10 protein-coding genes are annotated in these 13,676 nt (G+C 59.8%); 7 read left to right on the top strand and 3 right to left on the bottom strand.

Translation table 11 applies throughout. From position 1 onward, the window contains the following. Positions 1 to 389 precede the first annotated feature (389 nt). The 7 genes from benA to PSCI_RS24120 all read left to right on the top strand — a co-directional run bounded on the left by benA (position 390) and on the right by PSCI_RS24120 (position 8,179). Positions 390 to 1,745, top strand: coding sequence for a benzoate 1,2-dioxygenase large subunit (gene benA / locus PSCI_RS24150; RefSeq protein WP_045494852.1), 1,356 nt, complete (start codon positions 390 to 392; stop codon positions 1,743 to 1,745). Then, positions 1,745 to 2,233, top strand: coding sequence for a benzoate 1,2-dioxygenase small subunit (gene benB / locus PSCI_RS24145; protein WP_045491888.1), 489 nt, complete (start codon positions 1,745 to 1,747; stop codon positions 2,231 to 2,233). The genes benA and benB overlap by 1 nt, the downstream gene beginning before the upstream one ends. 46 nt (positions 2,234 to 2,279) lie before the next feature. Then, the gene (gene benC, locus PSCI_RS24140) at positions 2,280 to 3,290 is read left to right on the top strand and encodes a benzoate 1,2-dioxygenase electron transfer component BenC (RefSeq protein WP_045491886.1); all 1,011 of its coding nucleotides are present in this window, start codon (positions 2,280 to 2,282) and stop codon (positions 3,288 to 3,290) included. Positions 3,291 to 3,305: 15 nt separating this feature from the next. Next, complete coding sequence (locus tag PSCI_RS24135) at positions 3,306 to 4,076, top strand: 1,6-dihydroxycyclohexa-2,4-diene-1-carboxylate dehydrogenase (protein WP_045491884.1); 771 nt, start codon at positions 3,306 to 3,308, stop codon at positions 4,074 to 4,076. 120 nt (positions 4,077 to 4,196) lie between these two features. Next, the gene (locus tag PSCI_RS24130; RefSeq protein ID WP_045494849.1) at positions 4,197 to 5,537 is read left to right on the top strand and encodes an MFS transporter; all 1,341 of its coding nucleotides are present in this window, start codon (positions 4,197 to 4,199) and stop codon (positions 5,535 to 5,537) included. Positions 5,538 to 5,619: 82 nt separating this feature from the next. Beyond that, positions 5,620 to 6,822: a benzoate/H(+) symporter BenE family transporter gene (locus tag PSCI_RS24125; protein WP_045491882.1), complete on the top strand. Its 1,203-nt coding sequence runs from the start codon at positions 5,620 to 5,622 to the stop codon at positions 6,820 to 6,822. A 79-nt stretch (positions 6,823 to 6,901) separates the two neighbouring features. Beyond that, a complete protein-coding gene (locus tag PSCI_RS24120) occupies positions 6,902 to 8,179 on the top strand; it encodes an OprD family porin (RefSeq protein WP_045491879.1) in 1,278 nt (425 codons plus the stop codon). Between the two features lie 580 nt (positions 8,180 to 8,759). On the opposite strand, the gene PSCI_RS29300 is transcribed toward PSCI_RS24120, so the two are convergent. The 3 genes from PSCI_RS29300 to PSCI_RS24110 all read right to left on the bottom strand — a co-directional run bounded on the left by PSCI_RS29300 (position 8,760) and on the right by PSCI_RS24110 (position 13,433). After that, positions 8,760 to 9,041, bottom strand: coding sequence for a hypothetical protein (locus PSCI_RS29300; protein ID WP_144403323.1), 282 nt, complete (start codon positions 9,039 to 9,041; stop codon positions 8,760 to 8,762). Between the two features lie 417 nt (positions 9,042 to 9,458). Next, positions 9,459 to 10,643: a hypothetical protein gene (locus tag PSCI_RS24115; protein WP_231906497.1), complete on the bottom strand. Its 1,185-nt coding sequence runs from the start codon at positions 10,641 to 10,643 to the stop codon at positions 9,459 to 9,461. Positions 10,644 to 10,964: 321 nt separating this feature from the next. Further along, entirely contained in the window at positions 10,965 to 13,433 is a 2,469-nt protein-coding gene (locus PSCI_RS24110) for a sensor domain-containing protein (protein ID WP_045491876.1), read from the bottom strand. Positions 13,434 to 13,676: the final 243 nt, after the last annotated feature.

Below are 13,676 nucleotides of genomic sequence, written 5' to 3'. Positions count from 1 at the left end.
GCGGCAGATTCTCTGCGCCGCTGCTTCTGCTTTTCGAGCCGAGATATCACAGACGCCGCCGACCGCCGAATCGGCACCGGAGTGAGGGAACCCCGCCCGCAAAGGGCGGGGCCAAGCCAGGAGCAATGCCTTTGGTTACTTTGGTCCGGGAGTCGCACTCAAAACCAAAGTGACCCGCCCGTCGGGGCTGAACCCGAGGCACAGGCAACTGCGGCAATGACCTTTGCATAAACCGAAAGATCTTCGCGGCTAAAGCCGCTCCCACAAATGCCCCCGGCCAACCCCCGCTTTGCAGAAAACGGATAGCGATCTGCAAGAACCGGATATTGCCCATCCCGCCCTGACCCTAACCTGACCCGGCCTGAACAATAACAATGGAGGCCCTGGCCATGTCCCTGGGATTCGACTACCTGAACTCACTGCTCCAGGAAGACAAGGAGCAGGGCATCTTCCGCTGCAAGCGTGAGATGTTCACCGATGCGCGCCTGTTCGATCTGGAGATGAAGCACATCTTCGAAGGCAACTGGATCTACCTGGCCCACGAGAGCCAGATCCCTGAGGTCAATGATTTTCTGACCACCAGCATCGGTCGCCAGCCGATCTTCATTGCCCGCAACAAGGACGGCGAACTCAACGCCTTTCTCAATGCCTGCAGCCATCGCGGCGCGATGCTGTGCCGGCACAAGCGCGGCAACAAATCCTCCTATACCTGCCCGTTCCATGGCTGGACGTTCAATACCAACGGCAAACTGCTCAAGGTCAAGGACCCCAAGGACGCCGGTTATCCGGCAAGCTTCAACTGCGAAGGCTCCCATGACCTGACCCGCGTGGCGCGGTTCGAGTCTTACCGGGGCTTTCTGTTCGGCAGCCTGAATGCCGATGTGCTGCCGCTGGTCGAGCACCTGGGCGAGTCGGCGAAGATCATCGACATGATCGTCGATCAGTCGCCTGAGGGCCTGGAAGTGCTGCGTGGTTCCAGCAGTTATATCTACGAAGGCAACTGGAAGCTGACCGCCGAAAACGGCGCCGATGGCTACCACGTCAGCGCCGTGCACTGGAACTACGCTGCCACCCAGAACCAGCGCAAGCTGCGTGAAGCCGGTGAAGAGATCAAGACCATGAGCGCCGGCAGTTGGGGCAAGACCGGTGGCGGGTTCTACTCCTTCGACAAGGGCCACCTGCTGCTCTGGACCCGTTGGGCCAACCCGGAAGACCGGCCGCTGTTCGAGCGCCGCGACGAACTGGCCAAGGACTTCGGCCAGGCCCGTGCCGACTGGATGATCCAGAACTCGCGCAACCTGTGCCTGTACCCCAATGTGTACCTGATGGACCAGTTCAGCTCGCAGATCCGCATCGCCCGGCCGATTGCGGTGGACAAGACCGAGATCACCATCTACTGCATCGCCCCCAAGGGTGAGAGCAGCGAGGCCCGTGCCAAGCGGATTCGTCAGTACGAAGACTTTTTCAACGTCAGCGGCATGGCCACCCCGGACGACCTGGAAGAATTCCGCTCGTGCCAGATGGGCTACCAGGGTTCACGGGGCTGGAACGACATGTCGCGCGGCGCCGCGCACTGGATCGAGGGCGCTGATGCCGCCGCCCAGGAAATCGAACTCAAACCGTTGCTGTCCGGGGTGCGCACTGAAGACGAGGGTCTGTTCGTGCTGCAACACAAGTATTGGCAGCAAACCATGCTCAAGGCCGTAGCTGACGAACCGCAACTGATCCCTGTGGAGGCTGTGTGATGAGCGCCCTGTATGAAACCGTGCGGGATTTTCTGTACCGCGAGGCGCGCTACCTGGATGACGCCGACTGGGACAACTGGCTGGAACTGTACAGCAGCGACGCGACCTTCTGGATGCCGGCCTGGGACGATAACGACGAGCTGACCCAAGACCCGCAAAAGGAAATCTCGCTGATCTGGTACGGCAACCGTGGCGGCCTGGAAGACCGGGTGTTCCGGATCAAGACCGAACGCTCCAGCGCAACCATTCCCGACACCCGCACCTCGCACAACATCAGCAACATCGAAGTGCTGGAGCAGGACGACGGGCAGTGCAAGGTGCGTTTCAACTGGCACACCCTGAGCTTTCGCTACAAGACCGTCGACAGCTATTTCGGCACCAGCTTCTACACCCTCGATATCCGCGGTGGGCAGCCCTTGATCAGGGCCAAGAAAGTGGTGCTCAAGAACGACTACGTACGTCAGCTGATCGACGTTTATCACATCTGAATCGGCGTGGCTGGATGACTGGCCGACTGCTGCTGCGAGGTGCGTCATGCACAAGATTGCCCTGAATTTCGAAGACGGCGTGACCCGTTTCATCGACGCCGCTGCCACCGAGACGGTTGCTGATGCGGCCTATCGGCAAGGTATCAATATCCCGCTCGATTGCCGTGACGGCGCTTGCGGCACCTGCAAGTGTTTCGCCGAAGCCGGCCGCTACGAGCTGGGCGAGGACTATATCGAAGACGCATTGACTGAAGACGAAGCCGCACAAGGCTATGTACTGACCTGCCAGATGCGCGCTGAAAGTGACTGCGTGATCCGTATCCCGGCGTCCTCGGATGTGTGCAAGACCCGCCAGGCCAGTTTTGAGGCGGCGATCAGCCAGGTCGAGAAGCTCTCCGACAGCACCATCGCCCTTAAAATCAAAGGTGAGTCGCTGAGCCAGCTGGCGTTTCTGCCTGGTCAGTACGTCAACCTCAAGGTGCCGGGCAGCGAGCAAAGCCGCGCCTACTCGTTCAGCTCATTGCAGAAAAACGGCGAGGTCAGCTTTCTGATCCGCAACGTGCCGGGCGGGTTGATGAGTAGCTTCCTGACCGGTATGGCCAAGGCCGGCGACAGCATGACCCTGGCCGGCCCGTTGGGCAGTTTCTACCTGCGTGACATCAAGCGCCCGCTGTTGCTGCTGGCTGGTGGTACGGGGCTGGCACCGTTCACCGCGATGCTGGAGAAAATAGTGGAGCAGGGCAGCGAGCACCCACTGCATCTGATCTATGGGGTGACCCATGACAGCGACCTGGTGGAGATGGACGTGCTGGCCGATTTCGCCACGCGGATTCCCGACTTCAGCTACAGCGCCTGTGTGTCCAGCCCGGACAGCAGTTACCCGCACAAGGGCTTTGTCACCCATCACATCGAGCCCAAGCATCTCAACGACGGCGACGTTGATGTCTACCTGTGCGGCCCCCCGCCGATGGTCGAGGCGGTCAGCCAGTTCATCCGCGAGCAGGGCATCACGCCGGCGAACTTCTATTTCGAAAAATTCGCCGCCAGTGCGGCCTGAGCCAGGGAGGCTGTGATGAGCAAGCGATTTGCAGACAAAGTGGTGCTGGTCACCGGTGCCGCGCAAGGCATTGGCCGACGGCTCGCCGAGCGGTTGCTGAGCGAAGGCGCATGGCTGGTGGCGGTGGACCGTAGCGAGCTGGTGTTCGAGCTGGCCGACAGCCTGGACGACCAATGCCTGGCGCTGACCGCTGACCTTGAGCGCTGCGAAGACGCGCAGCGGGTCATGGCGGCGGCCGTTGAGCGCTTTGGTCGGCTGGACGTGCTGATCAATAACGTGGGCGGGACCATCTGGGCCAAGCCCTTCGAGCACTATCAGGCACAGGAAATTGAAGCGGAGGTGCGTCGCTCGTTGTTCCCGACCCTGTGGTGCTGTCATGCCGCACTGCCGTACATGCTGGAGCAGGGCAGCGGCGCGATCGTCAACGTGTCGTCGATTGCCACCCGTGGCGTTAATCGCGTGCCCTACGGCGCGGCCAAGGGCGGGGTCAACGCGTTGACCGCTTGCCTGGCGTTCGAAACCGCCGGGCGCGGGATCCGCGTCAATGCCACCGCCCCGGGCGGCACCGAAGCACCGCCGCGACGCATTGCGCGCAACGCTGCGCCGCAGAGCGAGCAGGAGAAGGTCTGGTATCAGCAGATCGTCGACCAGACCCTGGGCAGCAGCCTGATGAAACGCTACGGCAGCCTCGACGAACAGGTTGGCGCAATCCTGTTCCTGGCCTCGGACGAGGCTTCGTACATCACCGGCGTGACGTTGCCGGTAGGCGGCGGGGATCTGGGGTAGGGCAGCGCTGTGCGCTGCATTGGTTGGCAACCGGAGTGCCGACCAATGCAGTGCGTGGCACTGTCTGAAAAAGCTTATACGCAGCAATGCTCTCCACAACAAAAACAAGAGATTGATGCCATGCGAAACATCGACGTACACGCAATTATCGACAACGCGCGGTTCGGCCGCTTCCACTGGATGGTGATGAGCTGGTGTGCCTTGCTGTTGATCTTCGACGGCTATGACCTGTTCATTTATGGCGTGGTATTGCCTGCGATCATGAAAGAGTGGGGGCTGACCCCGCTGCAGGCCGGTGCACTGGGCAGCTACGCGCTGTTTGGGATGATGTTCGGTGCCTTGGCGTTCGGCAGCCTGGCTGACCGGATCGGGCGCAAAAAGGGCATTGCCATCTGCTTTGCGCTGTTCAGCGGCGCAACCATCGTCAACGGCTTCGCCAGCAGCCCCACCGAGTTTGGTATCTGCCGCTTTATCGCAGGGTTAGGCTGTGGCGGCCTGATGCCCAACGCCGTGGCACTGATGAACGAATACGCCCCCAAGCGTATGCGCAGCACCCTGGTGGCGGTGATGTTCAGCGGTTATTCACTCGGTGGCATGCTCGCGGCCGGGGTGGGCATCTTCATGCTGCCGCGCTTCGGTTGGGAGTCGATGTTCTTGGTCGCCGCACTGCCGCTGTTGCTGCTGCCAGCGATCCTCTACTACCTGCCCGAGTCAATCGGTTTTCTGGTGCGCCAGGGCCGCAGTGATGAAGCGCGCAAACTGCTCAATCGGCTCGATGCCAGCCACAACCTCACGACCAATGACGTACTGGTTGTAAGCGATGCCAAAGGCAAAGGCGTGGCGGTTCTGGAGCTGTTTCGCGAGGGCCGTGCGGTGCGCACGCTGGCGTTGTGGGTGGCGTTCTTCTGCTGCCTGCTGATGGTGTATGCGCTCAGCTCCTGGCTGCCGAAACTGATGGCCAATGCCGGCTATAGCCTGGGCTCGAGCTTGTCGTTCTTGCTGGCGCTGAACTTCGGCGGGATGTTCGGGGCGATCTTCGGCGGCTGGCTGGGTGACCGTCTGAACCTGACCAAAGTCACTGTAGGCTTCTTCATTCTTGGTGCCGTGTCGATCAGCCTGCTGGGCTTCAACAGCCCGATGCCAGTGCTGTACCTGCTGATCTTCATCGCCGGGGCCACCACCATCGGTACCCAGATTCTGCTGTATGCCGGCGCGGCGCAGCTGTACGGCCTGTCGATGCGCTCCACAGGTCTTGGCTGGGCCTCGGGCATCGGCCGCAACGGCGCCATCGTCGGCCCGCTGCTCGGCGGCGCGCTGATGGGCATCAACCTGCCGCTGCAACTGAACTTCATGGCCTTCGCCATCCCCGGTGCCATCGCGGCGATTGCCATGACCGTGTTCGCCATCAGCGCGCAACGCCAGGCGAGTGCCAGTGCGCCGCTGCTGGCCAGGCAAGCCTGAAATCCATCTGCGCGAGCGAGCGGCCTGGCGCTCGCGCAGAGGCTCCGCTCGCTTATAAAAATGCTACGTCTTGCGAGGTCCCATGAACGACCTGTTCAAGGATGCGTCCCTGTCTGCGGTGCTGGCCGGCTGCATTGCCACGGTGATTTCCTATGCCGGGCCGCTGGTGATTATCTTCCAGGCGGCTGACTCGGCGCAGTTGTCCAATGCCCAACTGTCGTCGTGGATCTGGGCGATTTCCATCGGCAGCGCGTTGTTGGGCGGCTTGCTCAGCCTGCGCTACAAGGTGCCGGTAGTGATCGCCTGGTCAATTCCGGGCAGTGCACTACTGGTGTCGCAATTGCCGCAGTTGGGGCTCAACCAGGCGGTGGGCGCTTATCTGGTCGCCAGCCTGATCATCGGGGTGGTTGGTCTGAGTGGCGCCTTCGACCGAATCATTGCCCGCTTGCCGGGTTCGATCGCTGCGGGGCTGCAAGCCGGGATTCTGTTCAGCTTCGGCACGGCGCTGTTCGAGTCACTGCCGGCCAAGCCCTGGCTGGTGCTGGCAATGTTCGCCACCTATGTGTCGATGCGGCGCCTGTTGCCACGTTACGCGGTGATGGCGGTGCTGCTGGTGGGTGCGCTGATGACTTGGCTGAACGGTGATTTCAAGGGCGATGCGCTGGTGCTGGGGCTGGCCACACCGACCCTGATCACGCCTGAGTTCAGCGTTGAAGCGACCCTGAATCTGGCCTTGCCGCTGGTACTGGTGGCGCTGACCGGGCAATTCATGCCGGGTATGGCGGTACTGCGCAACGCCGGTTACCAGACCCCGGCCAGCCCGCTGATCAGCGCCAGCGCCCTGGGCAGCGCCTTGTTGGCGCCGTTCGGTTGCCATGGCCTGAACCTGGCGGCGGTCACCGCCAGCCTGTGTACCGGCCGCGAAGCCCATGAAAGCCCCAGGCGGCGTTACATCGCGGCGCTGTCTGGCAGCCTGCTGTACCTGATTCTGGGCATTGCCGGGGCCACCCTGGTGTCGCTGTTTGCTGCCTTTCCCAAAGAACTGATCGCTGCACTGGCCGGGCTTGCGCTGTTCGGTGCAATCAGCGAGGCACTGAGCCGCAGCAGTGCGCAACCCGCTGAGCGCGACGCCGGGCTGTTCACCTTTCTGGTGACCGCCTCGGGGGTGTCATTGCTCGGCTTGTCGGCGGCCTTTTGGGGCTTGCTGGCGGGGGTGATCGTGCACGTCGCGATGCAGGCACGACGGCCGTCATCGGTGGCGGCCTTGCCTGGCGAAAAAACCTGAAAGCGTTGCCCCTCAGCGCAGGCTGTGCCGGTTTCGGCGCGCTGAGGCTTCACTTATTCATAACAACAAGAGAACAACCATGAGCCAACAGCAGATCGCCAAGCGTCACCTCATCAGCCTGGTCAGCCTGAGCCTGCCGCTGACCGCGTTAACCGCCGGCGCGGCGGAGAAAGAGGGCTTTATCGACGGCGCCAGTGCCACCTTACAAGCGCGCAATTACTACTTCAGCCGCGACTTCTCGGACATTGTCGGCGCCAACCGGCAGTCAAAGCAGGAGGAGTGGGCGCAGGGCTTCATCCTCAATGTGAAGTCCGGCTACACCCCAGGTGTGGTCGGGTTCGGCCTGGACGTTACCGGGCTGCTGGGTATCAAACTCGACAGCAGCCCGGATCGGGTCAACACCGGCTTGCTGCCTACCCACGGCGATGGCCGTGCAGCCGATGAGTACAGCCGGGTCGCGGCGACCTTCAAGGCGCGGCTATCGAAGACCGAACTCAAAGTTGGCGAACTGCAACCCAACCTGCCGGTGCTGAGCTTCAGTGATATTCGCCTGTTGCCGCCGAGCTACCAGGGTGTGGCGCTCAGCTCCAGCGAAATCAGCGGGCTGACCCTGCAGGCCGGTCACCTCAACAGCACCCACCTGCGCAACGAAGCCGGCGACGACAAACTCAACGCCATGCTTGGCCATGTGCCGCAACGCCAGGCGGCTGCCGATGCCTTCAACTACCTGGGCGGCGACTACAGCTTCAACGACAAACGCAGCTCATTGAGCCTGTGGTACGGCCAGCTTGAAGACATCTATGCGCAAGGCTTCGTCGGCCTCAAACACAGCCAGCCAGTGGGCAACTGGGTGCTGGGCGCCAACCTGGGTTACTACAGCGCCAAAGAAGATGGCGACAAGTTGCTTGGCACTATCGACAACCAGGCGTTCTTCTCGCTGCTGTCGGCCAAGCGTGGTGGGCACACCTTTTATGTTGGCTACCAGGCCATGTACGGCGACAGCCCGTTCCCCAGGGTATTTGCCAACGTTACCCCGCTGGGCAACGAAGTGCCGACCTACGAGTTCGCCTACACCGACGAACGCTCCTGGCAAGTGCGTTATGACTATGACTTCAGCGCCCTGGGTGTTCCGGGCCTGACCACCACCGTGCGCTACATCAGCGGCGACAACGTCACCACCGGGGCCGGTTATGAAGGCAAAGACCGCGAGCGCGATCTGGACATCGGCTATGTGGTGCAGAGCGGCACCTTGCAAGGCTTGGGCATTCGTGTGCGCAATGTTGCGGCACGTTCCAACTACCGCAGTGATATCGACGAAAACCGGCTGATTCTTAGCTATACATGGAAACTGCTGTAGGCGCTCAGCGCTTCGCTTCAGTTGCGAATTGACCTTGTGCTCTTGCTCTTGAACTTCGAACCGAGATGGTACAGACGACGCCAATCGCGACGATTGGCGCTGGCCGAGCGTAGGTGTCGATTTGGTGGGGAAACCGACATGGAAGTCGCTAGCCAATGCTGTTCACTTAAGCACTGTATGCCCCCGGTGGGAGCGAGCTTGCTCGCGAAGAGGACGGCATATTCGCAGCAGATGTTGTGACTTTACTGGCCCTTCGCGAGCAGACCGGGGCGCCGGCCGGCTCTTCCCACCGGGTCCGCAGTGCTTATCTGAACAGTATTGCGGCTAAAGCCAATACTGTTCACTTAAGTACACAAATCTCGGTGGGAGGCAGCTCTGCTGGCGAAGACGGCAGCCCATTCGCAGCAGATGTTGTGTTTTTACTGGCCTCTTCGCGACCAAGGTCGCTCCCACCGGGGGCATACAGTGCTTAAGTAAACAGTATTGGCTTTAGCCGCGAAGCTTCGCGGTTAAAATCGCACCTACAACCAAATGCCGATAAGGCCCCCAAGCCTTCTGGTTTGCGGGTTTGGCGGGCTTTTCACGGTCTCAAGCACGCGCCATTACGCACATTGCTGCGGGAAAAGATCAGCGCAGTACCAATGTCCGTCAGCAGCAATGTCTTAAACAAACGACCTTGATGCCCCGGGTTTCGTCCGTCTACAAACGAAAAAAGCGAGTTTCTTTTCAGTGCCGCCAACATATCAGTTAGACAGAAATATCGAATATAAAATTCAAGAAAAATATTTACTAAAAATGGGCGCATAAACCCAAAATAAATAGTGCCCATTAAAATTTTCTTTTGGCTATCAAAAGGCAGCACCTTAAAGCTCGGCAGCTACAGTAGATTAAAGCATGAGTTTCAAGCCAGTTGCCGCTGCCACCATCCAGATAAAACCACCATAAACACAAATCGCATTGGCAACAGCCACGCCTCGAAGCCGTGCGGGCAACTTGAAAATATCAAACCGATCCAGCGAACCTATATTTATGTGTCTGTGCCTAAGCAATAGATTCGTACCTATCGTTAAAAGCCATCGATCCCGCCATGCCGAGAATAAATACTTTAAGTCCCTCAAGTGCAAAGCTTCCATGTCAGGGCTGGTGCTTGATTTCTTCAATAGGCTCTTGAGCAAACAGTGCCTTACGTACAGCCTAAAAATTACACTTGCAGAGAATGCGATAAAACAACCGTATACTAAAAAGGCAACAAGCCAGATATGCTCCCCTTCATAGACATTCAAGGTAGACTTTTCCCGTAAATATACTCACCACTCCACTCACCACCGTCACTGCCAATGAGTGTTCCGGCAAGCGCCCCACCCCCGATCAGCGCGGCCATACAGACAACCCCGCCCACTCCGGCAGTCCCCAGACCAACGCCTGCACAAATTGTTGATCCAAGACCTGTTCCCAGCCACGCACCAGCTTTGGCACCGGCGAACCCACCTGCTGTCGCTCCCAAAAACTTTCCACCTTCAACGAACTTAACCTTTCTACAAGCCTGCTCATCTCCCAGACGGCAGACCTCCTTGATCGCCATAACACCCGAAACACCGCCAATGCCAATTCCGATGTAACCCCCCGTTTTCATCCAGCCAGTCGCTTTGCCAATTGCCTTTACATGCTCGGAGTAACCGGGAATCAGACCTGGGCCTCCGGCTTTGCGCCAATGATGAACCAGGCTGCGGCTTGAAATCCCCAAAGCGCTCTTCAACTTGGATTGATCATTGAAAGTCGTCAGGCCTCTCAGGTTTCTTGAGCCAAGTAGATGACTATCGAGCTCTCTGAGTAGCTCTTTTCGTTTGGCGAAAAACTCCGGCGACCTCAAATGACCGTATTTGCCAAAACTGTCCTGATGCAATCTCTCGATCTTCACCAGCGTGTCGCCCAGCTTCTTCAAATGTGCCTCCATCACCGCCGCACTCACCCCCAGCCAGGTCGATGTCTCCCCCGTAAACGAGGCGATCTCTGCGGCGTGGCGCATCATGAAGTCAGCCTCTACAGATGTCAGTGGTGCCAGTGCAGCCTTTACCTCTTCGGCAGCGGCCAATAGTTGTGATTCGGCAAAGGTGCAGGTGCGGTTGTTCGGGTCGCTGAGGACGATCAGGGTGCCGGCTTTGAGGGTTTGATCCAGGCCTGGGTTGAGTTGGCTGAAAGGGCGCAACGCTGCGTTGGGCATGGCGCTGAACAGCTCGCGGTACAGCTCGGCTGGCGACATGCTGCGCGGCAGGATGTAAAAGCCGGGTTCGGCACCGACAACAGGTTCAGGGCGCAGTTGTTGTCTGGGTGGGGGATTTTCGAAGCTGTAAACCGGTGGCGGCGGGACGCGCTCGGCACTCTGGGGCGTGGTCGGCCGGGGCATGACCCGCAGGCCGGTGTCGGGCGCTTTGGTGTATTGCGGGGTGGTTTTTGGCTCGGTCATCGAACGATCCCTGGTGAAGGGATCGCAGCCTAGCAAGCACTCGGAGGGAAATTATCGGACTACAGGAAAATTGGACGCGTCCTACATTGGCAGCGGCCAGTTTGCGGCTGAAGCCGCTCTTACCGCCTAATGCTGTTCACTTAAGCACTGTATGCCCCCGGTGGGAGCTGGCTTGCCAGCGAAGAGGACGGCACATTCGCAGCAGATGTTGTGACTTTACTGGCCCTTCGCGAGCAGACCGGGGCGCCGGCCGACTCTTCCTACCGGGTCCGCAGTGCTTATCTGAACAGTATTGCGGCTAAAGCCGCTCCTACCGCCACATCACATCTTCTTCTTGCGTTCATGCGTCGGCGATGGCCTGCCAAACAGATACCCCTGCAGGTGCGAACAGCCCTCGGCCCGCAGCCGCGCATACTGCTCTTCGGTTTCGACACCTTCAGCCGTGGTCTTGATCAACAAGCTGCTGCTGATCCCGGTAATCGCCCGAATGATCGACATCGCCTCACGGCTTTCTTCCATCTCATGCACGAATGACTTGTCAATCTTGATCCGGTCGAACGGGAACGAACGCAAGTAGCCCAGCGACGAATAGCCGGTACCAAAGTCATCCAGCGCAATACCGACCCCCAAGGCCTTGAGTGCACGCAAGGTCTCAAGGTTCTCTTCGTTATTTTCCAGCAACACCGACTCGGTGATCTCCAGCTCCAGACGATGTGGCGCCAGGCCCGAGTCATCCAGCGCCAGCTTGACGATACTGACCAGCTCGCGGTTCTTGAACTGCGCCGGCGACAGGTTCACCGCCACACTCTGCTCAGTGCCCCAGGTGCACGCCTCTTGGCAGGCCAGGTTCAAGGCCCGGGCGCCGACCTCGTGAATCAGGCCAGTCTCCTCGGCAACCGGAATGAACTCCAGCGGCATCACCAGCCCCTTTGACGGGTGTTGCCAGCGCATCAGGGCTTCGTAGCCGGTGATGCAGCTTGTGTCCATGCCAATGATGGGCTGGTAATACAGGTGCAACTGGCCAAGGTGCAGCGCCTTGCGCAGATCGATTTCCATCAGCCGACGGCGCTGGGCAGCCTCGGCCATGTCCTCGTGGAACACCTCATAGCGGTTGCGACCATTGCGCTTGGCTTCGTACAGCGCCATGTCGGCATGACCGAGTAGCAGTTCGGCGTGCTCATGCGGGTTGCGAGTAAAAGCGATACCGATACTCACGCCGATCAGGAAGTTATGGCCGTCCATGAGAAACGCCGGGGCGATGCAATCGATGATGCGCTGCGCAGTACGCAAAGCGTCTTCAGGGCGATCGATGCGCGGCAGGACAATGGCAAATTCATCGCCGCCCAGCCGCGCCAGGGTGTCTTCGTCGCGCAGTACCCCGTGCAGCCGTTCGGCCACCGCGCGTAACAGCTTGTCGCCAAAGGCATGGCCGAAAGCGTCGTTGACGTTCTTGAACTTGTCCAGATCAAGGCACAGGGTGGCGACCATGCGTTGATTCATGGCGCAGTTGTGCAGCGCCGCTTGTAGCTCTTCGTGCAGCAAGGTGCGGTTGGCCAGACCGGTCAATGAGTCGTGGTGCGCCATATGATGGATCTGCTCGCGGGCGGCGATCTCGTCAGTGACGTCTTCGGTAATCAGCAGCACATAGTCCGAGTGCGCATCGACATCAATGCGGCGCAGGCTCTTGGTGCGTAGCACCCGCGGGCCGATGGCGGTCCGCAAACGATCTTCGGCCAGCCGCATGCCGGCGCCGTTCAGGCATTGATTAGTCTGTTCGCGAATATAGTCGGCCAGGTTGGCAGGCAGGCACTCATGCACGCGACGGCCGACCATTGACTGTGCGCTGCCAAAAATTCGCTGCGCCTGCTCGTTGGCCAGCAACACCTCGCGGGTACTGGCGTCCTGCACGATAACCCCGGCCGGAATGCTGCCGATCACCGAGTCGAGAAAGCGTGACAGGGCTGCCATTTTTTCGCTGTAGCGCTCGGCCAGTTCTTTGGCGGCCAGCACCTGAAGCTCGGCCTCGCGGCGCTCGGTGATATCCCGGGTAATCTTGGAAAAACCGATCAACAGACCGTCTTCGTCATGCATGGGGACGATCAGCACGTGAGTCCAGAAGGTGCTGCCATCCTTGCGCTGGCGCACGCCCTCGGCCTCGAACCGGCCGTCACGCAGTGCGGTGGCCAGGCCCCGATCCGGCAGGCCTTTGGCGCGGTCCTCGGCGGTGTAGAACAGCGAGAAGTGCTGACCGACGATTTCTTCGGCCAGATAACCCTTGGTGCGCTGCGCTCCGGAGTTCCAGTTCACGACATGGCCGTCCGGGTCAAGCATGTAGATCGCGTAGTCAGGAACCCCCTGCACCAGCAGACGAAAGCGCCGTTCCTGTTCGCGCTGGGCCATCAAGGCCTGCCGTTGCGCCGTCCCGTCACGGGTGACTTTGGCGAAACCGATCAGCGTACCGTCATCAGCACGAATCGCGTCGATGATCACGTGCGCCCAGAAGGTACTGCCGTCTTTGCGCAGGCGCCAGCCTTCAGCCTCGAACCGGCCGGTCTGACGAGCAATGTTCAGGCCGTGCATGGGGACGTCACGGGCACGTTCGTCTTCGCTATAAAACAACGAAAAATGCTGACCGACGATTTCCTCGGCCTTGTACTGCTTGGCCCGTTCGGCGCCGCTGTTCCAGTTGGCGACTACTCCCTCCGGGGTCAGCATATAGATGGCATAACCCACAACGCTCTGCACCAGCAGGCGATACATCACATCCGTGTTTTCAGCTACCAGTGTCATTGCTACACATGTCGTCCAGGGTAAGGGCAGGGTGTGCGTACTGCACTTTAATGGTGCGCAAGCATGCTAGCTAGCGCATTGCCATTATTTCACGTGGGGGTAATTGAGCGACACCCGTATTCAGGTTATTTCACGCCAATTAGGGGGGAAGAAAACTGCGGGTGTTAACGATGCGCAATCAGGAGTGCGTTCCTGATAGGCCGACGGTCAGCGCCGCGCACTGTTGATGTGCGCGGCGCGGCG

This window comes from Pseudomonas sp. StFLB209 (genome assembly GCF_000829415.1).
Lineage (GTDB): Bacteria > Pseudomonadota > Gammaproteobacteria > Pseudomonadales > Pseudomonadaceae > Aquipseudomonas.
Note: the sequence above shows the minus strand (reverse complement) of the source record. Positions and strands in the feature narration are given on the sequence as shown.